This window comes from Solirubrobacter soli DSM 22325 (assembly GCF_000423665.1).
GTDB lineage: Bacteria > Actinomycetota > Thermoleophilia > Solirubrobacterales > Solirubrobacteraceae > Solirubrobacter > Solirubrobacter soli.
Genome location: NZ_AUIK01000008.1, coordinates 245,308 through 269,504 on the forward strand (window position 1 = coordinate 245,308; position 24,197 = coordinate 269,504).

Below are 24,197 nucleotides of genomic sequence, written 5' to 3' on the forward strand. Positions count from 1 at the left end.
GTCCAGGCGGCGCGCCAGGCGGCCGGTCGCGAAGGCGACGCGGCCGCGGAACGGGGTATTCGGTGGGCGCTCAGGGCGCACCGGTCGTACCGCACGGCTCGTCGGGCGGCCGGCGCGCTCTGCGGCGACGGTGTGACCCAGGACGGCCTGATTCAACGAATGCATTTGGGGACTCCTGTTGATGGGACGTAGGAGCCGCCCACGACGAATCGCGAGGGGAAAGACGGACTCTTTGCTCGTACTTGTCGCGGGCGGCAGGTGATCTGCCCGCGACGAAGCCTCAGTGACTAGAGCGCGAGCAGGTAGGCGTGACAGCCACGCCGGCGATGAGCGGGAAGCTCATTCGAAGATGCGTCGCGTTCGTATTCACGTTCCTGCTCACCTCCTCGGCATTCGGCCGTCGGTCATTCAAGGACTTCGGGAAAGGTACAGCAACCGCGCACGGTTCCGCTAGTGCGGCTAGCCACACATGTGGTTCGAACCTCACGGCGTCAGTGACCGGAACTCGCCCGTCTCGAGCTCGCGCTCGACGTGCTCGTCGATCTCGTGCTCGGACGTGTCCGGGTTCTCGCGCCGCAGCTGCCAGGTCCGGAACCGCTTGAGCTTGAGGATCTCCAGCACGTAGACGAGGTAGACGCTCGCGGCCACGCCGACCAGCAGCAGCGCGCCCATCAGCGCCGCCCACCCCGCGTTCAGATGCCCCGAGCGCTCGGAGTACGGGATGAACCGCAGCGCGACGGCGATCCCGGCCATGACCAGCGTCCACGCGTACAGGTAGAGCACCGCGCGCCGCTGCGAGAAGCCGATCCGGTGGAAGCGGTGGTGGAAGTGGTTGGAGTCCCCCCGCCAGGGCTTGCGCCGGTACTTCAGCCGCTTGGCGACGACGAAGCCGGTGTCCAGGAACGGCACGGCGAGCACGACGAGCGGGCCGACGAGCGCGATCAAGGCGTTGGTCTTGAGCGTGCCCTCGATGATCACCGCGCCGAGCAGCAGCCCGAGCAGGTTCGAGCCGCAGTCGCCCATGAAGACCGAGGCGGGGTGGAAGTTGAAGACGAGGAAGCCGAGCGCCGCGCCGCACACGATCGCCGCGAGGATGCCCGCGGTGTTGCGCCCGAGGTCGAAGGCGATGATCGAGAACGCCACCGCCGCGATCGCGCACACGCCGGCCGCCAGCCCGTCGACGCCGTCGGAGAAGTTGACGACGTTCATCAGCAGGACGAGCGCGAACACCGTCGCCGGGTCGCCGAAGCCGCCGAGCTCGACCCGGTGCAGGAACGGGAACGTGAAGGCCTCGACGACCACGCCGCTGGTGACGAGCACGATTGCCGCCGCGATCTGGCCGAGGAGCTTGATCGCGGGATGCAGGTCATAGACGTCGTCCAGCGCGCCGACGATCGTGATCAGCGCGGCGGCCGCGAGAATCCCTTCGGTCCGCTGGTTGTCGGGCAGGAAGAACAAACCCGCCACGAGCGCGCCGCCGAAGATCGCAAGGCCACCCAGGAGCGGCGTGTGCTTCTTCGCCAGGCCGATGTCCTTGAGCTCGTCGACCGCGCCGATCCGCCGCGCGAAGCGGGCGGCGACGGGGGTCAGCGCAGCGGCCACGGCGAACGCGACCAGCGCAGCGAGGACGGCCTTGGTCACCATGGTTGGCCGAGAAGGATCGCAGGGAGCTCCGACGCTGCGACGTGAACAGTCGTTGAGCGCACGGTCGGCACTCGTAACCTTGTGCGGCGGATGGCCCGCCGCAACGCACTCGCCGCCGCGACGCTGCTCGGCGCCCTCGTGCTCGTCGCGCTCCACTTCTGGCGCGGGATCGAGTACTGGAACTACAGCGAGGGCGTGTACGTGTACACGTCGCAGCTGCTCCTGCACGGCGGCGACCTGTACGGGCACACGGTGGTCGCGCAGCCGCCCTGGCAGTTCCTGTTCGGAGCGGGCGCGCTGGGGATCCACGACTCGCTCACGTTCCTGCGGCTCGCGGTCGGCCTTGCGCAGCTCGGCGCCGGCGTGCTGGCCGCGGTCGCGGTCTGGCGCCTCACCGAGAGCCCGTGGGCGACGATCGCCGCTCCCCCGCTGATGCTGCTGACGCCCTGGGCGGTCCGCGAGCACGGCGCGCTCACGCCGGAACTGCTCGCGCCGCCGGTCCTGCTCGGCGCCGCGCTGCTCGCGGCACGCCCGAAGACCGCCGGCTACGCGGGCGCGCTCGCCGCGGTCGCGCCCTTCATCAAGTGGCCGTACGCGCTCCCGCTGTTGGCCATCGTGCTCTTCTCCGCCGCGCCCAAGCGGGCCGCGATCGGCGCGGCGGTCAGCATTCTCATCCAGGCCGTCGTCTTCACCGGGGTCTTCGGGTTCGGGCTCTGGGACGACAGCGTGCTCGCCCAGATGGCGTCCGGCCGGCGCGGGTTGGACGTCCTGAAGGGCGTCTGGGGGCAGGCGTTCTGGAGCCTGGTCGGCCTCGTCGCGATCGCTCTCCTGGTCTGGCGTGAGCGGGCGCGGCTGAAGGACGCGCCGCTGTTCAAGGTGCTCGCCGCGCTCGCGGTGGCGATGCTCGCCACGCTGATCACCAACACCAAGGACGGGACGGGCCTGAACGTGATCGTCCCGATCGAGGCCGCGCTCGTGCCGATCGCGCTCTCGGCGGTCGCGCTCACCAACCTGCGCTGGGTGGTGCCGGTGGCGCTCGCCTTCACGCTGGTCCAATCGCTTTCATTGGTGCTGCAGCCCCGCACGGCGACCCCGTTCATCTACCCGACCTCGCAACGCGGCGCCTGGGGCCGCGACAGCGACACCGCGCAGGTCAAGGCCGCCGTCGCGAAGGCCGTGGCCTGCCCGCCCGGAGTCGTCTACTCCGGCCCGCCGTTCATCGCCTTCCTCGCCGACCGCAAGATGCCCGACGACCAGCCGGACCAGTTCCTGCCGTCGCGGTCGACCCGCCTGGCCGACGTCCAGAAGGCGATGGACGCGGTTCAGCCGCGGTGCGGCTGAGGACCCCGGTGAAGCATGGTCGGTCCGACCGATGTGGTGCAGCCGCCAGTGGCTCGCGCCGCCCGCGCTCGCGATGCGTGGCTCTGCCACGTGAGCAGCGTGGGTGGCGCGAGGCGCTGCGGATGTGACGCAGCGGGCGTACCGGAATGCTTCAGCGGGGTCCTGCGTCCAGCACGTCGCGCACCTTGCGCGCGAGCGCCTTCTCGGTGAACGGCTTCTCCAGGAACGCGGCGGACTCGCTCAGCTCGCCGTGGCGGACGACGGCCTCATCCGAATAGCCGCTCATGAACAGGACGCGCATCTCCGGGGCGAGCACCGCGAGCCGCTGCGCCAGCTCTGAGCCGCTCACGTCGGGCATGACCACGTCGGTCAGCAGCAGGTCGATCGCGCGGGCGCCGCACAGCGCCACGGCCTCCTCAGCGTCGGCGACGGTCAGGACCTCGTAGCCGTTGGCCTCGAGCATCAGCCGTACCAGCTCGCGCACGCCCTCGTCGTCCTCGACCACCATGACCGTCTCCGAGCCGCGCCCGGCGTGCCCGTCCGCGCCCGCTTCGACGACGACCTCGGCCGGCGCGCTCGCCGCCGGCAGATAGATCTTGAACGTGCTGCCACGGTCGGGCTCGGAGTAGACGTAGATCCCGCCACCGCTCTGCTTGACGACCCCGAACACGGTCGCCAACCCGAGCCCCGTCCCCGCGCCCGCCGGCTTGGTGGTGAAGAAGGGCTCGAAGAGGTGCTTGGCGACGTCCTCGTCCATGCCGACGCCGGTGTCCGAGACGGCCAGCAGCACGTGCGGGCCGGGTGAGCCGTCGGCGTGCGTGGTGACCTGCGCCTCGTCGACGTCCACGTTGGAGGTCTCGATCGTCAGCACGCCGCCGTTGGGCATCGCGTCGCGGGCGTTGGCGGCGAGGTTGAGGATCACGCGCTCGAGCTGCGCGCGGTCGGCCTCGACGGCGGCGAGCGCGGGGTCGAGCCGGATGCCCACGCTGATGTTCTCACCGATGATCCGCTGCAGCATCGTCTCCATGCCGGAGACGATGTCGTTGAGGTCGATCAGCCGCGGGTGCAGGACCTGACGGCGGCTGAACGCCAGCAGCTGGTGCGTGAGCGCCGCGGCCTGCGCGGCGGCGCGGGAGATCTCCGCGCTCTCCTCTCCCCCCTGCCGCGCCTGCAGGATCTCCGCGTACCCCGCGATGACCGTGAGCAGGTTGTTGAAGTCGTGCGCGACCCCGCCCGCGAGCCGCCCGATCGCCTCCATCTTCTCGGCCTCGGCGAGCCGCTGCTCGAGCCGCAGCCGGTCGGTCACGTCGTGCGCGAGCACGAGCGCGGCCTTGCGGCCCTCGAACGTGATCCGCCCGGCCGTGATCTCGACCGAGATCGGCGAGCCGTCCTTGCGCAGGTGCCGCCAGACCCTCGGGCTCGGCGAACCGGGGCCGCCGCGGGACTTGACGTCGTCCAGGACGGCCGGGACGTCCTCGGGCGGGCGGATGTCCGTGATCCGCATCCGCAGGAACTCCCTGCGCTGGTACCCGTAGTGGCGCACCGCGGCGTCGTTGACGGCCAGGAAGAAGAGCGTCGAGGCGTCGTAGACCCACATCGGCATCGGGCTGGCCTCGAAGAGCATCTTGTAGCGCTCCTCCGAGCGCTGGACCTGGATCGCGGTCGCGATCCGGCGGGCGATCTCCCCCGCCAGCTCGAGCTCGAACGTCCCGTAGCGCTGGTCGGCCGAAAGCAGCGTCAGCGCGCCGAGCGTGCTCGCGCCCGCGGCCAGCGGGACGCAGAGCATCGAGCGCAGGCCGAAGCGCTCGGCGTCGGCCACGAGCTCCGGCTCGCCCGTGCGCATCACGATCGCCGGCCCGTGCGGCGCGTCCGGCGCGAGCGGGACGTCCGACGGCACCCCCACCCGCTGCACGAGGTGTCCCTCGAGGTCGGCGATGTCGAACACGCACCACGTCGCCAGCCCAGGGGCCAGCAGCTCCGCGATGCGGTGCAAGGTGTCCTGCCGCTGAAGGCCCGAGCCGAGGATCTCGCCGACCCGGGCGAGCAACGTCAGTCGAGCGAGGGCGTTGCGCTCGTGATCGTCCTGGCTGATGCCGGGCAGCCTATCCCGCTACACGGGGGCGGGACTCAGCTGTGCATAGAGCGGGAAACGGTCGACGATCGCCGTGACGCGCTCGGTGAGCTCCGCCTTGGCGCCGTCGAAGTCCGGCTGCAGCGCGCGGGCGATGATCTTGCCGACCTCGTGGAAGTCGTCGACCTGCAGCCCGCGGGTGGCGAGCGCGGGCGTGCCGACGCGCAATCCGGACGTGACCATCGGCGGGCGCGGGTCGAACGGCACCGCGTTGCGGTTGACGGTGATGCCGATCGAGTGCAGGCGATCCTCGGCCTGCTGACCGTCCAGCTCGGACTCGCGCAGGTCCACGAGCACCAGATGGACGTCGGTTCCGCCGGTCAGGACATTGACACCGGCGCCCGCGCCGAGCAGTTCCTCGGCCAGCGCCTGGGCGCCGGCGACCGTCCGCTCCTGGCGCTCCTTGAAGAGGTCGGAGGCCGCGATCTTGAAGGCGACGGCCTTCGCGGCGATCGCGTGCTCGAGCGGGCCGCCCTGCTGGCCCGGGAAGACCGCGGAGTTGATCTTCTTCGCGTACTCCTCGCGGCAGAGGATCAGACCGCTGCGCGGGCCGCCGAGGGTCTTGTGGACCGTGGAGGTGACCACGTCGGCGTACGGGACCGGGCTCGGATGCACGCCCGCGGCGACGAGGCCGGCGAAGTGCGCCATGTCGACCATCAACAGCGCGCCGACCTCGTCGGCGATCTCGCGGAAGCGCGGGAAGTCGAGCACGCGCGGGTACGCGGACCAGCCGGCCAGCAGCAGCTTCGGCCGGTGCTCCTTGGCCAGGCGCTCGACCTCGTCCATGTCGATCCGGTGGTCTTCCGGCGACACCTCGTACGGGACGATGTCGTAGAGCCGCCCGGACACGTTGATCTTCATGCCGTGGCTCAGGTGACCGCCGTGCGGGAGGCTGAGGCCCATGATCTTCTCGCCCGGCTGCAGCAGCGCGTGGTATGCGGCCGTGTTGGCCTGCGCGCCCGCGTGTGGCTGCACGTTCGCGTGCTCGGCGCCGAAGAGCGACTTCGCCCGGTCGATCGCGAGCTGCTCGATGACGTCGACGAACTCGCAGCCGCCGTAGTAGCGCTTGCCCGGGTAGCCCTCGGCGTACTTGTTCGTCAGCACCGAGCCCTGACACTCCAGGACCGCCTGCGGCACGAAGTTCTCTGAAGCGATCATCTCCAGCGTGCGCTGCTGGCGCTCGACCTCGTGGCCGAGCGCCTCGGCCACCTCGGGGTCGACCTCGGCAAGGGGACGGTCGAAGTAGTCGGGCTGCAGCGCGGTCATGCCGTTGACGGTAGCGAATCAGAGGGTGGCCTTCTCCTTGTCCACGTGGTGGGTCAGCGTGACGTCGAGCGGCTCCGGCCTGCGTGCGCTCAGCAGCAGCGCGACGCCCGCGAGCGCGGCGATCCCGAGCAGCACCGGCACCCACGGGATCCCGCCGCCGTCAGGCCGCGAGGGCGCCGGTGTCGCCGCGGCGCGCGGCGTCGGCGTGGGCGTCGCGGCCGGGGCCTTGACCAGCGCGAACGTCGTCAGGTCGATCTTCTCGGCGCGGCCGACGTTGAGGATCGGCCCGTCGACGGACAGCGCCTGACCGGAGAAGTCGCCGCCGGGCAGGTCGATGCAGCGCGCCTCGCCCTTGAGCGTGTCCAGCGCGTGCACGAAGTTCTTCTCGCCGCTGTAGAGCGTGTACGCCCAGCGACCGTCGGGGCTCATCGTGCGCGAGAGCGGGAAGCCGCTCATCTTCTCGTCGGGCTCGCGCGGGTCCATGATCGGCCCGCCGCGGAACTTGCCCGTCCGCAGGTCGAGCGCCATCACGTCGTACGTCGCGCGCGTCTTGGGGTACCGGAGCACGTAGGCCACGCGCCCGTCGGGCGACATCGCGTCGACCGCGACGAACTCGGGCAGCGCGAGCCGCCGCTGCACGCGCAGGGTCTCGGTGTCGAGGACCAGCAGCCGCGTGCCGGACCGCTGCGCCGCGAGCACCAGCGTCGAGCCGTCGGCGGACAGGCCGGTGGTCGACCCGTCGTAGGCGGCGCCCGGCACCCCGTAGGCGCCCCGGATGAGCCGCGTGCGCTCGATCGTTCCGTCGCCGCGCCGGACGCGCTCGACGAGCGTGTCGCGGCCCGCCCGCACCGCAACGTAGTTCACCGAGGCGCCAGGCGTGCTCACACCCGCCCCGCCCTGTACGGGTTGGACCGGCCCACCACCGGCGTGTGCGCTGCTCGGGACGAGCAGGCCCGCCGCGCAGATCGCGAACAGCCATGAACGTCGCATTCGTCGCTCCTCTCTGGTCACGTCAACTACGTCTGGGAGGCGCCAGAGGTTCCGAGCTGTCACAGATGCGATCGCTCGCGCTAGTAGGGGTCGTGGCCGACGACGATCAGCTGCTCGCCCGCTCCCGCCGCGATCCCGCGGCGTTCGGGACGTTCTACGAGCGCTACGAGCGGCTCGTGCTCGGCTACTTCATGCGCCGTACACGCGATCCGGAGCTGGCGGCCGATCTCGCCGCCGAGACCTTCGCCGTCGCGCTCGTTGCGGCCCGCAAGTACCGCGGCGATGGCGCGCCCGCGTCCGCGTGGCTGATCGGGATCGCCCGCAACACCCTGTTCAACAGCCTGCGCGCACGCGGGTGGAGGACCGCGCCCGCCGCCGCCTCGGCATGGAGCCGATCGGACTCGACGACGAGCTGCTGCAGCGCATCGAGCGCCTCGGCGGCGACGCCCGCGTCGAGGCCCTGCTCGCCCAGCTGACCCCCGACCAGTCCGACGCGGTCCGCGCCCGCGTGCTCGGCGAGGAGGACTACGCGGTCATCGCGTCGCGGCTGCGCTGCTCGGAGAGCGTCGTCCGCCAGCGCGTCTCGCGCGGCCTGGCGACCCTGCGCGGGATCCACGAGGAGGAAGCGTCATGAGCGAGTTCCCGGCACTGCGCGACGCCCTCGTCTCGGCGGGCCTGCGTCGCCGGCGGCGCCGCCGCGTCATCGCGACGACCCCGGTCTTCGCCGTGGTGGCGGCGCTCGTCGCGTTGTTCGTCGTGCCCCGCGCGCCGCGCGAGCGCGAGCGCACCGTCACACCCCCGGTCCCGACGCCGACCGTTGTGAAGCCCTACGCGGAGCAGACGCTCGAAGAGGCGTTCGCGGTCTTCCGCCGCAAGCAGACGCGCGCCGACCGGATGCCCGACGTCGGTGGCCTTCCGGGACAGATCGACGCGAAGCGGACGCGACTGCTCAAGCAGGGCGGACCGCGACTGTACTTCGCCGCGCCGGTGTCGACGCGCGACGGTGAGTCGGTGTGCATCGTGGCGATCCGCCGCGGCCGCGTGGAGTCGGCCGGCTGCACCACCGCGGCGTCCGCGATCGACGAGGCCACGCCGCTGCGGTTCGGCTTCGGCGACGTCACGAGCGTGTTCCTGCCGGACAGCTCGACCGACCTGCGGTTCATCACGGCCAACAGCATCGGCTCGGTGAGCGAGCGCAACAACCTGTCGTCGGTGCTGCTGCCACAGCAACCGCTCAGTGCGCTCGCGTGGACCGGCGGGTCAGGCACGCGCTACATCGAGGACCTCGGACGTCCGAAGCTGTCGATGCCGCCGCCCGCCACGTGCCCGGAGCGCCTCGACCCGCTCCCGGCGGACGCGCTCGCCAAGGCGCGGCGGCGGGCGTTGATCGCGATCGACAGCGTCTACCCGCGGGTGATGCGAGGAACCGTGAGCGCCGCGGCCCGGGCGACCGACACGCCCTGCCCGACGGCGATCACGGAACGCGCGATCGAGGTCACGCTGCGCCTCGTCGCGCGCGACGGCGCGAGCGTGTCCGAAGGCCGGCTACTGCTGGGCATGCAGGACGGCTACATGCGCGTCTTCTACGCGCTGCGCTGAGACCGCGCCCTGGCGGACGATCCGCCACTCGGGCGTGCGCACGTCGATGACGGTGGAAGCGATGCCCGGGAGCTCGCCGCCGTCGATCACCAGGTCGGCGCCGTCACGGATCGAGCGCGGGACGTCGTCCAGGCGCCGTGCGTCCGAGCCGCCCGCGAGGTTGGCGCTGGACTGCATCACCGGTCGCCCGACGGGCGCCAGGAACGGCACGCGGATGCCGAGCGTCTCGGGGTCCGTGGTGCACGCCAGCGGGTAGCGCCGCTCGGGGTTGGGGAGCAGCAGCGTCACCCCGCCGGGCAGCAGGCCGCCGAAGTCGCCGAAGGCGAGCTCGAAGAACATCACCGCGGCGGGCTTCTCCGGCGGGCGCCCCTTGAGCGCGTAGAGCTTGGCGACCGCGTCGGCGTTCTCAGGGTCGCAGGCGAGTCCGTAGACGGTGTCGGCGGGGAAGACCGCCACGCCGCCCGCGGCGACGCACGCGCCGAGCGCTCGCGCCTGCTCGTCGGTCATCGCTTCGCCACCAGGATCCGCTCGATCCCGGCCAGGTCGCGGATCCGCTCCACCGAGGTGAAGCCCTCGGCCCGAGCGAGGTCCTCGATCGCGTCGGCCTGGCCTTCGCCATGCTCGAGCGCCAGGAATGGCGCTCTTACGTCCTTGACCAGGCGCCGGATCACGGCCAGGCCGTCGATGTCGCCGAACAGCGCCAGCGGCGGCTCGTAACGGGCGACCTCGGGCATCAGCGGCGCGTGCTGCTCGACGTAGGGCGGGTTGGAGACGACCGCGTCGACCTCGAGGCCCGCGGTGAGGTTGCCGAACACGAACGTCACGTCGAGCCCGAGCCGCGCGGCGTTCGCCCGTGCGACATCCAAAGCGTCCGCGCTCACGTCGGTGGCGAACACGGTCAGGTCCGGCCGCTCATCCTTCAAGGCCATCGCGACCGCGCCCGAGCCCGTTCCGACGTCCACGACACGGGCGCCGGCTCCGAGCCCGAGCGCGGCCTCGACGAGGTGCTCTGTCTCCGGGCGCGGGATCAGGACCCGCCGGTCGACCTGCAGGTCCAGCCGGCGGAAGCCCTTCCACCCGACAATGTAGGCCACCGGCTCGCGCTGGCGCCGACGCCGCGACGCGTCCATGAACCAGCGCGCCTGCTCGCCCGTCAGCTCGCGCTGCGGGTAGGCGATCAGCATCCCCCGGTCCACGCCGAGGGCGGATGCGAGCAGCACCTCGGCGTCGAGCCGGGGCGTCTCGCAGCCCGCCGCGGACAACGCGATGATCGCGGAGTCGAGCGCCTCGCGGACCGTGGTCGACGCGAGAGGTCTCCGACTCAAGCCCTGGCCTGCTCCTCGAGCCGGCTGCGCTTCTCGGCGTCCTGCAGCGCGTTCGTCAGCTCGTCCGGCTCGCCCGAGATCACCGCGTCGAGGTTGTGCACGGTGAAGTTGATGCGGTGGTCGGTGACGCGCCGCTGCGGATAGTTGTACGTGCGGATCTTCTCGGCGCGGTCGCCGGTGCCGACCTGCGACTTGCGCTCCGCGCTCAGCTCGGCCTGCTGCTTCTGCAACTCGGCCTCGTAGAGCTTCGCGCGCAGGAGCTTCATCGCGCGCTCGCGGTTCTGCAGCTGGGATTTCTCGTCCTGCATCGAGATGACGATCCCTGACGGCTTGTGCGTGATCCGCACCGCCGAGTCGGTCGTGTTCACCGACTGCCCGCCCGGGCCGCTGGACCGGTAGACGTCGATCTGCAGGTCGTTCTGGTTGATGTTGACCTCGACGTCCTCGACCTCGGGCAGCACCGCGACCGTCGCGGTCGACGTGTGGATGCGGCCCTGGGACTCGGTCTCGGGCACCCGCTGCACGCGGTGCGTCCCGCCCTCGAACTTGAAGATCGAGTACGCGCCGTCGCCCTTGATCTCGAACGTGTAGGCGCCGTCGGAGGCCTCCATCGTCTCGGCCTTGAAGCCGAGCCGCTCGGCGTAGCGCTGGTACATGCGGTACAGGTCGCCGGCCCAGATGCCGGCCTCGTCGCCGCCCGCGCCGCCCCGGATCTCGATGATCACGTTCTTGTCATCGTTGGGGTCGCGCTCGACCATCGCGAGCCGGATCTCCTCCTCGAGGCGCTCGATCCGCTCGCGCGCGTCGTTGAGCTCCGCGCGCATGTCGGGGTCCTCGCCCTCGGCCAGCAGCTCCTCCGCGCCCTCGGCGTCGGACATGGCGAGCCGCCACTCCTCGGCCAGCTTGGCGGCGGGAGCGAGATGGTTGAACGCGCGGCCGGCGTCGGCGAAGCGCCGGCGATCCGCGATCACCTCGGGATCGCCCATCTGCGCCTGCGCCTCGGCGAAGCGCTGCTCGATCTGCTCGACGAGGGACTCGATCATGGACATCGAGCCCCAAAGCTTAGGCCGCTACTTCGACTCCGACGCGATCGATGTCGCTTGCGGCGCGCGGATCCTCGACCGCCAGCACCGCTTCCAGCGCCGCGATCGCGACCTCGACCTGCTCGTCGTCCGGCTCCCGGGTGGTCAGCTTCTGCAGCTGCATGCCCGGCCAGATGATCAGCTGGACCCAGGCCTTGCCGCGGTTGCGGCCGGCGAACTTGATCACCTCGAAGGAGATCCCGGTCACCAGCGGGACGCCCAGGACGCGGGTCAGCAGCAGCACCCACCACGCCGGCAGGCCGACCGGGGCGAACACGAAGATCGCCACGATCATCACCACGAGCAGGAAGCTCGTGCCGCAGCGCGGGTGCAGGCGCGAGAAGGCCTGCGCGTTCGACGGCGTCAGCTCGACGCCCGCCTCGTAGGCGGAGATCGTCTTGTGCTCGGCGCCGTGGTACTGGAACAGCCGCCGCAGCTCCTTCTTGCGCGACAGCAGCGTCAGGTAGGCGAGGAAGATCGCGGTGCGCACGCAGCCCTCGACCAGCCAGAACAGCAGCGAGGAGCCCAGCCAGCCCTTGATCAGGCTGGTCAGCACGACCGGGATGACGAAGAACAGGCCGATCGCCAGCGCGAGCGCGGCGACGATCGTGAACGCCCACTGGGCCTTCGTGATCGGCTTGGCGTCCGCCGGCGCCTGGGCGTTGGCGGAGATCTCGAGGGCCTTGAACCCGATGCCCATCGACTGCGCGAGCGCGACGACGCCGCGGATCACGGGCCAGCGCGGCGCACGGCTGCGGCTCGTCCAGGAGACGACGGGGTGGGACTCGACGGCGATCTCGTCGTCTTTGCGGGTGGCCACCGCCCAGGTGGACACGCCGCGCATCATCACGCCCTCGAGGACGGCCTGGCCGCCCACCGGGGCATCGCGCTGTTCCGGGCTGCTCACTCACATCGTGATCGGCAGCCCGGCGCGCGGGCTTCAGACAACCGGTGCTATTTACGACCGCCGGAGCGAGCCAGCTTGCGCTGGAAGCGCTCGACGCGACCGCCGGTATCGACGAGCTTCTGCTTGCCGGTGTAGAAGGGGTGGCAGTTGGAGCAGATCTCCACGTGGATGTCGCCCTTGGTGGAACGGGTCACGAACTCGTTCCCGCAGGTGCAACGCACGTTGGAGACCGCGTATTCGGGATGAATCTCGGTCTTCATGGTTCTTTTCAGTGTAGGCGGGGCGACAAGGCGTTACACGAGGTCTCGAAGCTGTTGTTCTCCTCGTCGGCCTCGTCCACCTGGGCGCGCGCGTCCGCGACCACCTCGAGCGGCGTCCCGGCGGCGCACGGCACCGACGGCGTCATCACCGTGATCGGCGTCTGCGAAGCGAGCCCCGTCACCTCGACCGTCCCCACCGAGGTGCCGTCGACGAGGAAGTCGACCGCGAACGGCCCCGCCGCCTCGCGCCCGCGGTTGAAGACGACGCCCACGAAGCTCGAGTCCTCGATCCGCACGTTGCGCACGACGAGGTCCGGCCGCACGTCGGGCTGCTTGCAGACCGGGGAGATCGCCCGCTCGGTGCGCAGCGTCCTCCCCGTCTTGCTCTTCCAGCGGAAGGTCACGACGACCCGGTAGTTCGCGCCCGGCAGCAGGTCCTGGACCGTCTTGTCGTACGTGTACTTGCCGACGTTGGCGGGCGCCGTGACCCACTCGCTGAAGTTCGGCAGGGCGACGGCGGCGAACTTCGGCGAGTCCTTCGTCAGCGCCTGCAGCGTGAAGCGCATCTGCATCTTCGGCGCCTTGCGGTACACCCGCATCTGCCCCTCGAACACGGCCTCGCGCGCGTCCTTGTCGCAGCTGACGACGACCGCGCGCGCGTAGCTCGCGGCGTCCGCGCGCCCTGCGACGACGGCGAAGACGGCGAGCGTGACCCCGATGATGCGCCCCCAGCGAATCATGCGACCAAAGAACCCCGGACGAGGGCGGGAGTTGCGCACAATCCGTTCGCGCCCGCGACCGCCGCGCCGATCAATGTTTTCCCAGCGTTAGAGACCTCGGTAGTAGTCTCTGTTCGTGAGTAGCTCAAGCTCCTTCGGGCCCTTCCTCGAGACGCGCGACCTGCTGAGCAAGGGCGCGTCCGGCGAACCGGCCTCGCAGACCACGTCGCGCTCCGACGACGAGCTCGCCCGGTCGGCGACGCTGTACCTCGACCTGCTGCGCAGCAACGAGTTCCCGGTGGCCACCGCCGAGCTGCGATCCGCGAGCGGCCTGTCCTTCGAGAGCTTCCAGGAAGGCCTCGGCGCGATGCACAAGGCCGGGCTGATCACGCTGTCGGCGATCCCTGGCCGCGACGAGACCGTCGAGCTGACGCCCCAGGGCGTCGCGTTCCAGCGCGCCATCCGCGAGGCGGCGACGGCGAGCTGATGGCCGGCCTGGTCGCCCCACTCCCCGCGACGCCGCACCGCTCGACGCGGATGCTCGCCTGGTCGATCGGCTTCGGCGTCACGCTCGTCGCCGTCTGCCTGGTGCTGCTCGGGTACGCGGGCGACTACGCGGCTCGCTACGCCACCGTCTGCTGCATCGGCGCCGGCGTCGGGACCGGCGAGCTGGTCTCGCGCTACCGCGACCGCCCGGAGCTTGCGCTCGCCAGTCCGCCCGCGATCGGCTACATCCTGCTCAACGGCGCCGCCTCCGCCACCGCACTGGGCGTGATCCTCACCTTCGGCTGGACCTTCGGGCTCTCCAAGGACGATGCCGCCGCGGTGACCGCGACGCAGATCCTGATCGCGGGCTTCGGATCGATGGCGCTCTTCAGGACGTCGCTGTTCACCGTCCGCGTCGGCGATCAGGACGTGGGCATCGGGCCCAGCAGCCTGCTCAGCATCGTGCTCGCCGCGTGCGATCGCGGTGTCGACCGCACGCGCGCCGAGGACCGGGCGGCAGAGGTCGGGCGGATCATGAGCGACGTCGCCTTCGTGCCGGCCAGCACCTCGCTCCCCGCGGTCGCGATCGCGCTCATGCAGAACCTCGAGACGCCCGATCAGGCGGCGCTCGGCATGGTGGTCACGCGGCTGCAGAGCAGCACCGAGCTGACCGATCCCGCGAAGTCGCTGCTGCTCGGGCTGGCGATCTCCAACCTCGTGGGTCCGTTGGTCCTCGAGCGCGCCAAGGACGCGATCGGGCCGGAGATCCTGCGCACGTCGGTGAGCGAGGTCCAGGTCGACGATCAGCTCGTCGACGCGATGAAGCGACTGTCCGGGCAAGCGGCTCCGGCCGAGCCCGGCCGTCCGGCGCTCGCGGTCGTCGACACGCTCGCAGACGCGGGCCGGCATCCCGACGCCTCCTAGAGCAGCAGCGCGATCACGATCACCACGATCAGCACCGTCAGCGCGATCGTGGCGGGTGAGACGCTGCTGCGCTTCGCGATCGCCGTCGACGACGCCGGGGCGAGCGGCCGCGACGTGGTCGTCCGGTCCGTCCTCGGCTTCGCGAACGGGTCCGGCAGGCCGTTCCGGGTGCGCTCGCACCACGGGCAGCGATCGAGGTGGGGCCCGTGGACGTGCAACGGCTCGCGCGGGCACTGCACGAGCGATTGGCAGGCGCGGTCGAGCGCCAGCGCCCAGTCCTCGGCGCTCGGCCGCAGCGACGGCGTGGCGATGCCGGGCCCGAACGCCTGGACGGCGAGCGCGCGGACGTCGGGAGGGAGGATCGCGGGGTCCAGCGTTCCCGGCGGGGTCCGCACGCGATCGGGAGCGACGAGGTACGAGCGACCCTCACGGATGTTGTCGGCGACCGAGACCTCGTTCTCGCCGGCGTCGACACCGATGCCGAGGAACGCATGGTCGCCGAGGAGCGCGGTCTGGCAGACCAGGATCGCGAGCGAGAAGACGTCGGTGTCGATCGAACGCGGCCACGCGTCGTTGAACTGGAACTCCGGCGCGGCGTAGTTCGGCGTCCCCACCGTGCAGGCGAAGTGCTCTCCGGTCACGCGGTCGTCGAACTGGATCGAGTCGCAGTCCAGGAAGGTCAGAAGGGCGCTCTGGTTGACCATCACGTTGCCGTCGGACAGGTCGCCGAGCACGAGTCCCTCGGCGTGCAGGTTCGCCACGACGCCGCTGAAGTTCCGGGTCGCGACGAGCGGGAAGCGCCAGGTCATGTCCGGGAACCAGCGGACGCGCTGGCGGTGGTCGAACAGCGTCGCCAGCGGGACGAACGCCGGGCTCGAGACGAGCCGCATCGCGTAGCCGACGACGCGGTCGCCGGAGGGGTCGAGCGCCAACGCCAGCGGCCACACCAGCTCGGGGTGCGCTCCGCCGGTGACGAAGGCATCCGGGCCGGCGCGCTCGATCATCCGCCGGAGACGGCGCTCGATCGAGGCCGGCGGGTCGACATAGACCTTGATCGCCAGACCGGGGTCCTCGGGCACGCTGAAGACGCGTCCCTGCCCACCCCAGCCGACCGGGCGCTCCGAGAGCCGCACGCGGCGCGGCGGCGAGCCGTCGACGATGACCTCGGTGAGCGTCACGTCCGCATCGCCGCCAGGACCGTCTTGTCGTCGCCGCTGTGGGCGGACCACCGCTGATGGGTGAGGAACTGCCGGACGTCGCCGCCCGGACCGAGGTGCTTGAACACCGGATCCAGGAACGACGGGTTCGCCAGCTGCCGCAACGGATCGGAAGGGTGCCGACGGGTCGCGAGCGGCGTCAGCCCGTCGGTCGTCAGCAGCACGGCTGTGACGCCCGGGTCCAGGATGCAGTCGTAGCGGGCGCCGGCGAATGCCTCCGGCGACGTCAGGAACGTCGTCTGATTGACGTAGTCGCTGCCGGACTCGTCGACGCTGACGAGGTGCAGGCGCCGACCGGCCGCGCCCTCGGTGCGGACCACCGCGAACCCGTCGCCGACGGCGGCGATCCCCACGACCGGCCCGCTGATCACCGCGACGATCAGCGTCGCCGCGAAGTGGCCGGGATCGCCGTCGTCCCCCAACCGGGTCGCCTGTTTGAGGAACTCGCGCACGACCGCGCGGTAGCCCTCGTCCAGGAACGCGTGCCAGTCGCGCGCGCTGCGCGGCCCGGCGGACGCCCCGAGGTGGGCGGAGAAGACGTCGATCGCGAGATCGGTGGCGAGACGCGCGCCCTCGGCGGCGCGCCGGCGGCTGCCGGCACCGTCGGACACGGCGAGGATGTGCCGCCCGCCGCCGAGGCTGACGGCGCGGTTGGCGTCCTGGCACGGCAGGCCGTCCCGGACGTGGGCGAACCCGGCGACCGAGCACCCGCTCACGTGCCAGCCGCCGGTCCCGCCCGCGGCCCTCGAGGTCTCGCGCTGCGCACGCACGGTCATGCCGGGATCTGCTCGAAGATGCGGCGCTTGATGTTCGCCATCGAGTCGCCGCGGGCCAGGCGCTCCGCGCTGGACGAGACGAGCTTGAGCACCTCGGAGAACTCGAACCCCTGCAGGCGCAGGTGCCCTTCCGGCGCGAGTGCCCGCAGCACCTCGTCGCCCTGCGGGCTGATGTCGCCGGCGCTGACGGTGAAGAACGTGAACGACCCGGCTCGTTCGCCCTGCTGGAGCTTCGGGATCATCAGCTTCCAGTTCCCGTCGAGGCGCCCGTCCTCGCCCGTCGGGACGCCATCCGAAAGAAGCCAGAAGACCGGGCAGAAGTAGCTCAGGCCCATGTCCCTGAGCGACTGCTTCTCGCGCGCGAGGGACGAGAGCCCGAGGTCGATCGCCTTCATCATCGGCGTGACGCCGCCGGCGCCGAGCTGCGGGACCTGGAAGTCCGCCGCCGAGACGAACGGGCTCGTGCCGTTGCTGACGCGCTCGCGCCCGCGCCAGGCCACGACGTCGCCATGCCCGAACGTGATCAACCCGACGTGCGCGATCGAGCTGAGCTGGACGTCGCTGCGCAGGTACGCGGCAAGGTCTGAGAGCGCGTCGTTGAGCAGCTTGATCGGCGTGCCGCTCATCGACGACGACGTGTCGAGCAGGAGCATGATCAGCAGTCGCTGGGCGCGGCCGGGATCGATCCAGATCCGGTCCTCCGGCGCCTCGACGACCGGCTCGGGCTGCTCGCGCTTGAAGAAGCTCATCGGCGGGGTTCACTCCATCCTGGAAGTTCGCTGTTGTGATCGCGTGGTGCGGTGACGCGCGGGCGCGGCGAGCGCGAAGAGCTCGCGCTGGGGCCCCTCGACGACGTCGACCGGCTGGCCGGGTGCCGGCGCGGGGACGCCGTCCTGTGCCCACCGCACACGGCGCAGGAACCCGTCGAGCTCCACGTAGCCGTCGGGGTAGAGCTCGGTGCGCACCACGGCGGGGCTCCGCGGGAGGTTCACGGCGAGCGCGGGTGCGGCGGGGAAGTCTGCAAGCGGCGGAGGCTGGGGCCGGCGCTCTGTCCCGCCGGCGGGAGGAATGCCCCCAGACGGCTGCCCGTCTCCTCGCCGCCGGGTGGCGGCGACGCCCGCGGCGCCGACGAGTCCTCCGATGGCCAGGCCGGCCAGGATCGAGATCGGCGTCGGGATGCCAGGCTCGTCCTTCGGGGTGGCGCGCGTGGGCTTCGGCGGCCGCAGCCACTCGTCGACCGCTGCCATGTCGCCTTCGGAGAGCTTGAGGCGCACCGTGCGTTCCGCGGACGTGGAGACAGCGCGCAGCAGGTCTTCTGGGGTCCGCACCAAGGTCGCACCGGCGTCCTGCAGGTCGCCGACCGGCTGCCCCGCGGAGAGCTCCTGGCAGGCCTGGCAGTCACCCGCCTGTCCCTGCAGCTGCGCCCAGAGCGCCTGGTCCCGCACCGGGGTGAGCCTGCCGCCGGCCAGCGTCAGCCGCGTCGGAGCGAGCGCGTAGAGCGCCGCGGCCCCGCCGCCTTGGGTCCCGCCGCCCGCGGCGGGGGCGATGACGACGGCCCACTGGCCCGGCTGGGAGAACTGGGCGATCGTGTCGATGACGCGCTGGTCGACCGGTCCGGCCAGCCCGGTCGACCCGCTGGCGCGGACGACGACCCGGTCGTCGGCAGCCGCGGCGCGCTGCAACTCGGACGCCAGCATCGCGAGGACGCCCTCGTCGATCACCGGCGGAACATCGATCAGCCGCACCGTGTTCGGGTTGTGCATCGGAGTGGGGTACTGAGGCGGCTCGGCCAAGGCGGACGGCGCCGCGGCGACGGTCGCCGCGACGGCCGCGAGCAAGGCGACGAGACCGCGGTGTGCTGTGCGTTTCATGGCGATGAGACGACCATAACTTTGCAGTGTTTCCAGAACAAAAAACGTATTTCTAGAAAGAGAGGGTCTCTTGCGTTCCGGGGGGGACCGAAGTTACAGTCGGCGGCGATGGCCCACGCACAAGCCGATCCGTTCGACATCCCGATCGCCGCTCGTCCGCTGCACTTCTTCTGGGTGGTCGACACGTCGGGGTCCATGGGGCTCGAGGGCAAGATCCAGTCGTTGAACACGGCGGTTCGCGAGGCGCTCCCGCACATGCGGCGCGTTGCGAGAGAGAACGCGAACGCGCAGGTCCTGATACGCGTGCTCGAGTTCGGCTCGCGCGTCCGCTGGCTGTTCGACGAGGCCGTCGACGTCCAGGCCTTCCAATGGATCGACCTGGTTCCCGGCGCGACGACGCCGATGGGACAGGCGCTCGCGACCGTCGCCGACGAGCTGCGGATGCCGCCGATGGACGAACGGGCGCTCGCCCCGGTGCTCGCGCTCGTGTCGGACGGCCAGCCGACGGACAACTTCCCGGACGGCCTCGAACGGCTCAACCAGCAGGCGTGGGCGCAGAAGGCCGTCCGCGTCGCGATCGCCATCGGTCGCGACGCCGACCTCGAGACGCTGCACGAGTTCGTCGGCCCGAACGGGCGCGTCCTGGAGGCCAACAACTCCGATCAGCTCACGGAGTTCATCCGCTGGGCATCCACGGTCGCCGTCAAGGCCGCGAGCGGCGCCGCATCGCAAATCGTCCCTGGCGCCGGACGACGCCCGGTCGTCGCGCTGCAGTTGCCCGACGACCCCGGCGGCAACGATGTCTGGTGACGGCGCGGCGCGGCCCGAGCTCGACACCCATCCCGCCTGGCGCGCCGCGAAGTGCTCGATCCTCGGCGCCTCGCACCGGCGCTCGGGCAAGCCCAACCAGGACGCCTGCCTGGTCTACCAGCCGACGGAGACCGAGACCATCGTGGCGATCGCGGACGGTCACGGCAGCGCGGAGTACACGCGCAGCCGCAACGGCGCGGAGATCGCCTGCCACGTCGCGCGCTCGGCCGGGATGCACGTGCTCGACCAGATGCGCGACGCCGGCACGCGGACCCGGGTGCGGGAGCTCCGCTACGAGGCGGAGGAGCAGCTCCGGCGGCACGTCGTCCGCCAGTGGCGCGAGCAGGTCAGCGCGCACATCCGGCGCTCGACCGCGGCGACGGTGGCCGCGGTCCCGATCACCGAGCACGGCGAGGCGCGCGCGGCCGCGTTCGAGCTGTCCGAGGAGCAGTTCGAGCGCCACCTGCGCAAGTACGGCACGACGCTGGCGTTCGTGCTGGTCGCCGACGGCTGGTCGCTCTACTTCCAGCTCGGCGACGGCGACATCGTGCTCATCGACGATCGCGGCGAGGTGCGCTTCCCGCTCCCCGTCGATCCGCTGCTGGTCGGCACCACGACGACGTCGCTCGTGATGCCCGACGCGTGGCGGCATGCGCGCGTCGTCGTCGTTCCCTCCGAGCAGTACACGCCGCGGCTGGTGATCGCCGCGACCGACGGACTGGCCAGCTCGTTCGAGGAGCGCTCCGGCATGGAGGAGTTCGTGCGCGCCGTCGGCCAACTCGTGACCACGTCGAGCGTGGAGGCGGTCGAGCAACGCCTCAGGACCGTCCTGAGCCGCTACAGCGCCCAGGGCTCGGGCGATGACGTGACCGTGGTCGCCGCATGGCTGTCCCGGCACGGGAAGGAGTGGGTTCCGTGACCCGTCAGAAGGTGGACGACATCAGCCTCTACACCCACGGCGAGCGGCGCGAGGTGCGCGTCCTGCGCCAGCTCGGCGCCGGTGGGCAGGGCGAGGTGTGGGAGGCGACGATCGACGGCCGGCCGGCCGCGCTGAAGTGGTACTTCTCGGTCTGGAGCTCGCTGGCGCAGTGGGATGCGCTGCTGGAGCTCGTCCACCGCGGACCGCCCGACGAGCGGTTCCTGTGGCCGGAGGCGCTCGCGACGGCCACCGGAGCCGCGCCCGCCACCGACGGCGAGCCGTTCGGCTATCTGATGCCGTTGCGAGAACCGCGCTTCCACGGACTGTCGGAGGTCCTGACGCGGGCCGTCAAGCCGGGCCTGACCCAGCTCGCCATCGCCGCGTTCCAGCTCGCGGACAGCTACCGCCGGCTGCACGGCGCCGGTCTGGCGTACCGCGACATCTCCTCCGGCAACGCGTTCCTGGACCCGCGGACCGGGGACGTCGCGATCTGTGACAACGACAACGTCTCGGTCGACGGCAAGCCGTCGATGGTGTTCGGCACCCCGCGGTTCATCGCGCCCGAGATCCTCCTGCGCGAGGCCGGGCCGAGCCGGTACAGCGACCTCTGGTCCCTCGCCGTGCTGCTCTTCCACCTGTTCTTCAACCACCACCCGCTCGAAGGGCGCCTCGAACGCGGCATCCACTGCCTCGACTCAGCCGCCATGTTCAGGCTGTTCGCCGAGGATCCGATCTTCATCTTCCACCCCGACGACACGCGCAATCGGCCGGTGCCGGGGGAGCAGGACGCCGCGATCCGGCTCTGGGAGATCTATCCGGCGTCGCTGCGGGAGCTGTTCACGCAAGCGTTCACCGAGGGTGTGCGCGACCCCACGGCGCGGGTGGGCGAGGGCGAGTGGCAGCTCGCGCTGGCGAGCCTGCGCGACGCGATCTTCCCGTGCCCGGACTGCGGGCGCTCGAACGTCTACGACACGGAGGGAACGCTGGGCCGCTGCTACGTGTGCGGCAGCCGGCTCGACCCCCCGCCGCGGATGCTGTTGACGGCGCCCGGCAGCCGCTCGCTGTTCCTGCTCACCCCGGACGCGAAGCTCTATCCGCACCACTTCGGCCGCCGGTACGACTACTCGGAGGTCGTGGCCGCCGTGGCGGAGCACCCTCGGCGTCCCGGCCTGTGGGGTCTCGAGAACCGGACCGACGCGCGCTGGACGTTCGTCGGCGCGGACGGGGACGAACAACTGGTGGGCCCGGGGGAGACGATGCGGCTCGTCGCCGGGCGGACCGCGTGCTTCGGCTCCGTGCGAGGTGAGATCGTCGCCTGACGCCGATCCGTTCTGGGAGATCCTGCGCGAGGTCGTCCGCGCGGAGGGCGCAGCGATCCACGAGGAGCCGCGCCGGCTGGAGGCGCTCCTGGCCGACCACACGCAGGGAGCCGGCGTGCGGGAGATCCTGTGGGTGACGGTGGCCGCGCGCCACCGCGTCGCCCACGACCTCGCGCACGCCACGAGGACGGCCGAGCAGACGGACCGGCTCGTGACGCGGATGTGCGATCTCGGGTTCACGCGTGAGGCGGCGGCGTTCGCCGTCGGCGCCTGGACGTTCGCGCTCGGTGCGCGCGGCGCTGTCCGGGCCGAGCCGGCGCCGGCCTTCCTCGAGCGCGACGGCGGCCGTCCGGGAACCGATTCGGTCCGCGAGGAGATCCGGCGGTTCGGCGCGGACCTCGGCGTCGCCGCCTGCGACCTGTTGGCCGAGCTGCTCGAGAGCGGCGAGGACTGGCGCTATCTGGGTCGCTGCCGCCCGCCCGGCGGGCAGCGCCCGGACGGCGTGCTGATGCTGACCGACAAGCGGGTGATGTGGACGCACGAGCTGGCCGGCGAGCTGCGCGCCGACGAGCGTTCCGCCGACGAGATCGAACGCGTCGGCTGGACCGAGGAAGGCTCGCCGATGATCATCCTGCACCTCGGGCGCACCTCGCTGCGCTTCACCGACCTGGAGGCCGGCACGGCGTCACGCGTGGCCGAGCTCGTGGCGCACCGGGCCGCGGCCGACCTCACAGGGGCCGGCCCGCAAACCGGCTGAGGATCCGGTCCCGGGCGCGCGCGCCGCCGAGCTGGACCGCGTAGACCGCGTCGCGCAGCTCGCCGCTGTCGAGCTCGGCCCCGCCGAGCACGTACTGGAACATCACGTCGCCGTCGGGGTCCACGGCGAGCGCGCCGAGCCGCGGGGCGCAGTTGCGCTCGAGCAGGTAGAGCAGCAGCTCGGCGCTCAACGTCTCGGGCCGCACGATCCAGGCACGCACGATGATCATCGCGTCGTCGTCGCCCCAGCCGGTCACGATCACGTGCACGGCCATGTCGCGCGCGAGCGCGAGCGAGAACATCGTGTGCTCGCTGCGCTTGTGGTACGGCAGGTCGAGCGCGACCAGGTAGTCCTCGACGACCTGGTAGATCTCCTCGTGGGCGGGCGTGTCGAACTCAGGCGGCATCGATCAGCTCCCTCGCTGCTCGCGCGACGCCGGCGAACGCGTCGCGCCGCCACGCGTGAAAGGCGTGGCGTCCGGAGCCGTGCGTGGTCAGGGTCAAGGTGCTCCCGGCGCGCACCGCGGCGAGGTCCGCCGCGTCGATGGTCCCGGTGGGCGACTCCGCGCCCTCCTCGACCCAGAGCACGCGACGGTTGGTCACCAGCAGCACGACGTCCGTCGCCCGGTCGCCGCGCACCGCGCACACGGCGATCGCGGTGGGGCGCTCACCCTGGCTCATGCTGCCGGCCACGTTCGCGCAGCGCCGCTGGGACACGCCCGCGGCGCGCGCGATGCGGACGAGTCGCGCGTGCGCGCGATGGCGGTCGCGCTCGATCGCCCGCCGTCTGTCCCGCTGGCGGGACCGTTCGCGGGCGGCGGCGCTCTTCGCGTCAGGCAGCGCGCCGGTCACCAGGCGCAGCCCCGGCGCCGTCTCGAGCTTGGCCGCCTGCTCGGGCGACGTTCCGTCCGCGGCCGCCGCGCGGCCGACCCCGACGCCGCCGACGGCGCGGAACTCGGTGCGCGCCTGGATGGCCGCGATCGCGGCCCGGGCGAAGTCCCCCGCGGACGGGAAGCGCTTGGACCGCTCCTTGCTCATCGCGCGCACGACGACGTCATCGAGGAGCACGGGCGTGTCGGGAACGCTCTCGCTGACCCGCGGCGCCGGCTCGGTCATGTGCGCGAGCGCCATCTCCAGCGGGGTCCCGCCGAACGGCCTGCGAGCTGTGACGGTCTCGAACAGCAGGCATCCGAGCGCGTAGACGTCGGTCCGCGCGTCGACGCCGACGCCCGCGATCTGCTCGGGCGCGGCGTACGGCAGCGTCCCGACGAAGTTGCCCTGGGTGGTCGACCCATCGGCGGACGACACCTTCGCGAGGCCGAAGTCGGTCAGGACCGCCTCATGGCGATCGCCGCCAGGACGCATGAGGACGTTCTGCGGCTTCACGTCGCGATGCACGATCCCGCTGCCGTGCGCGAGGTCGAGCGCCTGAGCGACGTCGGACACCAGCTCGACGGCGAGGGGCGCCGGCAACGCTCCCTCGCGCAGCAGCATGCCGAGGTCGGGACCGTCGATGAGCTCCATGCTCAGGTACAGGACTCCGCCGTCCTCCCCCGTGTCCCAGATCCGGATGATGTTCGAGTGCGCCAGCCTGGCGATCGTGCTGGCCTCCTGCCGGAAGCGGCGGCGATAGCGCTCGTCATCGGCGTGCTGCGGGTCGACGACCTTCAAGGCGACGGTCCGGGCGCGCGCGACGTCGGTCGCGCGGTAGACCACCCCCATCCCCCCGTTGCCGAGCAGCGAGTCGATGCGGTATCCACCCAGCATCGAGCCGATCGCGATCTCGCCACTCATGGCGCAATGCTACGTGGATCGTGAGCGTTTGACCTACCCGATCCGGACGCGGCCAGGTTTA

26 protein-coding genes are annotated in these 24,197 nt (G+C 71.4%); 10 read left to right on the forward strand and 16 right to left on the reverse strand.

Annotated features, from left to right (window positions below; genetic code table 11):
- Positions 1 to 483 precede the first annotated feature (483 nt).
- Positions 484 to 1,644 carry an MraY family glycosyltransferase gene (locus G569_RS45755; protein WP_053225893.1) on the reverse strand — a complete coding sequence of 387 codons (1,161 nt, stop codon included), beginning with the start codon at positions 1,642 to 1,644 and terminating at the stop codon, positions 484 to 486.
- Positions 1,645 to 1,734: 90 nt separating this feature from the next.
- Between G569_RS45755 and G569_RS0105340 the strand changes: the two genes are divergently transcribed.
- The gene (locus G569_RS0105340) at positions 1,735 to 2,985 is read left to right on the forward strand and encodes a hypothetical protein (protein WP_028062657.1); all 1,251 of its coding nucleotides are present in this window, start codon (positions 1,735 to 1,737) and stop codon (positions 2,983 to 2,985) included.
- 151 nt (positions 2,986 to 3,136) lie between these two features.
- Here G569_RS0105340 and G569_RS57310 read toward each other — a convergent pair whose 3' ends face one another.
- The 3 genes from G569_RS57310 to G569_RS0105355 all read right to left on the reverse strand — a co-directional run bounded on the left by G569_RS57310 (position 3,137) and on the right by G569_RS0105355 (position 7,372).
- A complete protein-coding gene (locus tag G569_RS57310) occupies positions 3,137 to 5,032 on the reverse strand; it encodes a response regulator (protein WP_053225894.1) in 1,896 nt (631 codons plus the stop codon).
- A gap of 63 nt (positions 5,033 to 5,095) precedes the next feature.
- Complete coding sequence (gene glyA, locus G569_RS0105350) at positions 5,096 to 6,382, reverse strand: serine hydroxymethyltransferase (RefSeq protein ID WP_028062658.1); 1,287 nt, start codon at positions 6,380 to 6,382, stop codon at positions 5,096 to 5,098.
- Positions 6,383 to 6,400: 18 nt separating this feature from the next.
- On the reverse strand, positions 6,401 to 7,372 hold the full coding sequence (locus G569_RS0105355; protein ID WP_157591834.1) for a hypothetical protein: 972 nt from the start codon (positions 7,370 to 7,372) through the stop codon (positions 6,401 to 6,403).
- A gap of 92 nt (positions 7,373 to 7,464) precedes the next feature.
- Here G569_RS0105355 and G569_RS57315 point away from each other — a divergent pair, with 92 nt between their 5' ends.
- Genes G569_RS57315 through G569_RS0105370 form a run of 3 tightly spaced genes read left to right on the forward strand, consistent with a single transcriptional unit; the run spans position 7,465 to position 8,971 of the window.
- Positions 7,465 to 7,848: an RNA polymerase sigma factor gene (locus G569_RS57315; protein ID WP_053225895.1), complete on the forward strand. Its 384-nt coding sequence runs from the start codon at positions 7,465 to 7,467 to the stop codon at positions 7,846 to 7,848.
- Complete coding sequence (locus tag G569_RS0105365) at positions 7,758 to 8,006, forward strand: RNA polymerase sigma factor (RefSeq protein WP_028062660.1); 249 nt, start codon at positions 7,758 to 7,760, stop codon at positions 8,004 to 8,006. Before G569_RS57315 ends, G569_RS0105365 begins: the two co-directional genes overlap by 91 nt.
- Positions 8,003 to 8,971: a hypothetical protein gene (locus tag G569_RS0105370; protein ID WP_028062661.1), complete on the forward strand. Its 969-nt coding sequence runs from the start codon at positions 8,003 to 8,005 to the stop codon at positions 8,969 to 8,971. Before G569_RS0105365 ends, G569_RS0105370 begins: the two co-directional genes overlap by 4 nt.
- Here G569_RS0105370 and G569_RS45770 read toward each other — a convergent pair.
- The 6 genes from G569_RS45770 to G569_RS0105400 are packed head-to-tail and all read right to left on the reverse strand — an operon-like array spanning position 8,918 to position 13,285.
- Positions 8,918 to 9,478: an L-threonylcarbamoyladenylate synthase gene (locus G569_RS45770; RefSeq protein WP_053225896.1), complete on the reverse strand. Its 561-nt coding sequence runs from the start codon at positions 9,476 to 9,478 to the stop codon at positions 8,918 to 8,920. The genes G569_RS0105370 and G569_RS45770 overlap by 54 nt on opposite strands.
- Entirely contained in the window at positions 9,475 to 10,296 is an 822-nt protein-coding gene (prmC, locus tag G569_RS0105380) for a peptide chain release factor N(5)-glutamine methyltransferase (protein ID WP_037494791.1), read from the reverse strand. The genes G569_RS45770 and prmC overlap by 4 nt, the downstream gene beginning before the upstream one ends.
- Positions 10,293 to 11,339, reverse strand: a complete 1,047-nt coding sequence (gene prfA, locus G569_RS0105385; RefSeq protein WP_028062663.1) for a peptide chain release factor 1 — start codon at positions 11,337 to 11,339, stop codon at positions 10,293 to 10,295. The genes prmC and prfA overlap by 4 nt, the downstream gene beginning before the upstream one ends.
- A gap of 19 nt (positions 11,340 to 11,358) precedes the next feature.
- Complete coding sequence (locus tag G569_RS0105390) at positions 11,359 to 12,285, reverse strand: DUF1385 domain-containing protein (protein WP_028062664.1); 927 nt, start codon at positions 12,283 to 12,285, stop codon at positions 11,359 to 11,361.
- A gap of 47 nt (positions 12,286 to 12,332) precedes the next feature.
- On the reverse strand, positions 12,333 to 12,545 hold the full coding sequence (rpmE, locus tag G569_RS0105395; RefSeq protein WP_028062665.1) for a 50S ribosomal protein L31: 213 nt from the start codon (positions 12,543 to 12,545) through the stop codon (positions 12,333 to 12,335).
- 8 nt (positions 12,546 to 12,553) lie between these two features.
- The gene (locus G569_RS0105400) at positions 12,554 to 13,285 is read right to left on the reverse strand and encodes a CARDB domain-containing protein (RefSeq protein WP_028062666.1); all 732 of its coding nucleotides are present in this window, start codon (positions 13,283 to 13,285) and stop codon (positions 12,554 to 12,556) included.
- 115 nt (positions 13,286 to 13,400) lie between these two features.
- Between G569_RS0105400 and G569_RS0105405 the strand changes: the two genes are divergently transcribed.
- Both G569_RS0105405 and G569_RS57320 read left to right on the forward strand, forming a co-directional pair.
- Positions 13,401 to 13,751 (forward strand): hypothetical protein, encoded by a 351-nt coding sequence (locus G569_RS0105405; RefSeq protein ID WP_028062667.1) that lies wholly within the window; start codon positions 13,401 to 13,403, stop codon positions 13,749 to 13,751.
- A complete protein-coding gene (locus tag G569_RS57320) occupies positions 13,751 to 14,674 on the forward strand; it encodes a hypothetical protein (RefSeq protein WP_053225897.1) in 924 nt (307 codons plus the stop codon). The genes G569_RS0105405 and G569_RS57320 overlap by 1 nt, the downstream gene beginning before the upstream one ends.
- Here G569_RS57320 and G569_RS0105415 read toward each other — a convergent pair.
- From G569_RS0105415 to G569_RS62245, 4 genes are read right to left on the reverse strand one after another with little or no spacing between them, the layout of a single operon-like run.
- Positions 14,671 to 15,852, reverse strand: coding sequence for a hypothetical protein (locus tag G569_RS0105415; RefSeq protein WP_028062668.1), 1,182 nt, complete (start codon positions 15,850 to 15,852; stop codon positions 14,671 to 14,673). The two genes, G569_RS57320 and G569_RS0105415, sit on opposite strands and share 4 nt — an antisense overlap.
- Entirely contained in the window at positions 15,849 to 16,667 is an 819-nt protein-coding gene (locus tag G569_RS0105420) for a PP2C family serine/threonine-protein phosphatase (protein WP_028062669.1), read from the reverse strand. The genes G569_RS0105415 and G569_RS0105420 overlap by 4 nt, the downstream gene beginning before the upstream one ends.
- Complete coding sequence (locus G569_RS45780; RefSeq protein ID WP_053225898.1) at positions 16,664 to 17,416, reverse strand: vWA domain-containing protein; 753 nt, start codon at positions 17,414 to 17,416, stop codon at positions 16,664 to 16,666. The genes G569_RS0105420 and G569_RS45780 overlap by 4 nt, the downstream gene beginning before the upstream one ends.
- A gap of 9 nt (positions 17,417 to 17,425) precedes the next feature.
- Positions 17,426 to 18,538 (reverse strand): hypothetical protein, encoded by a 1,113-nt coding sequence (locus G569_RS62245; protein WP_157591835.1) that lies wholly within the window; start codon positions 18,536 to 18,538, stop codon positions 17,426 to 17,428.
- A gap of 108 nt (positions 18,539 to 18,646) precedes the next feature.
- Here G569_RS62245 and G569_RS45785 point away from each other — a divergent pair, with 108 nt between their 5' ends.
- From G569_RS45785 to G569_RS0105450, 4 genes are read left to right on the forward strand one after another with little or no spacing between them, the layout of a single operon-like run.
- Positions 18,647 to 19,348 carry a vWA domain-containing protein gene (locus G569_RS45785; RefSeq protein ID WP_037494793.1) on the forward strand — a complete coding sequence of 234 codons (702 nt, stop codon included), beginning with the start codon at positions 18,647 to 18,649 and terminating at the stop codon, positions 19,346 to 19,348.
- Positions 19,338 to 20,267 carry a PP2C family serine/threonine-protein phosphatase gene (locus G569_RS0105440; protein WP_028062671.1) on the forward strand — a complete coding sequence of 310 codons (930 nt, stop codon included), beginning with the start codon at positions 19,338 to 19,340 and terminating at the stop codon, positions 20,265 to 20,267. Before G569_RS45785 ends, G569_RS0105440 begins: the two co-directional genes overlap by 11 nt.
- Positions 20,264 to 21,586 (forward strand): serine/threonine protein kinase, encoded by a 1,323-nt coding sequence (locus tag G569_RS45790; protein ID WP_064750281.1) that lies wholly within the window; start codon positions 20,264 to 20,266, stop codon positions 21,584 to 21,586. Before G569_RS0105440 ends, G569_RS45790 begins: the two co-directional genes overlap by 4 nt.
- Complete coding sequence (locus G569_RS0105450; protein ID WP_028062672.1) at positions 21,570 to 22,343, forward strand: hypothetical protein; 774 nt, start codon at positions 21,570 to 21,572, stop codon at positions 22,341 to 22,343. The genes G569_RS45790 and G569_RS0105450 overlap by 17 nt, the downstream gene beginning before the upstream one ends.
- Here G569_RS0105450 and G569_RS0105455 read toward each other — a convergent pair.
- The gene (locus tag G569_RS0105455) at positions 22,315 to 22,749 is read right to left on the reverse strand and encodes a YbjN domain-containing protein (RefSeq protein WP_028062673.1); all 435 of its coding nucleotides are present in this window, start codon (positions 22,747 to 22,749) and stop codon (positions 22,315 to 22,317) included. The two genes, G569_RS0105450 and G569_RS0105455, sit on opposite strands and share 29 nt — an antisense overlap.
- The gene (locus G569_RS57325; protein WP_053225900.1) at positions 22,739 to 24,136 is read right to left on the reverse strand and encodes a serine/threonine-protein kinase; all 1,398 of its coding nucleotides are present in this window, start codon (positions 24,134 to 24,136) and stop codon (positions 22,739 to 22,741) included. The genes G569_RS0105455 and G569_RS57325 overlap by 11 nt, the downstream gene beginning before the upstream one ends.
- Between the last annotated feature and the right edge of the window lie 61 nt (positions 24,137 to 24,197).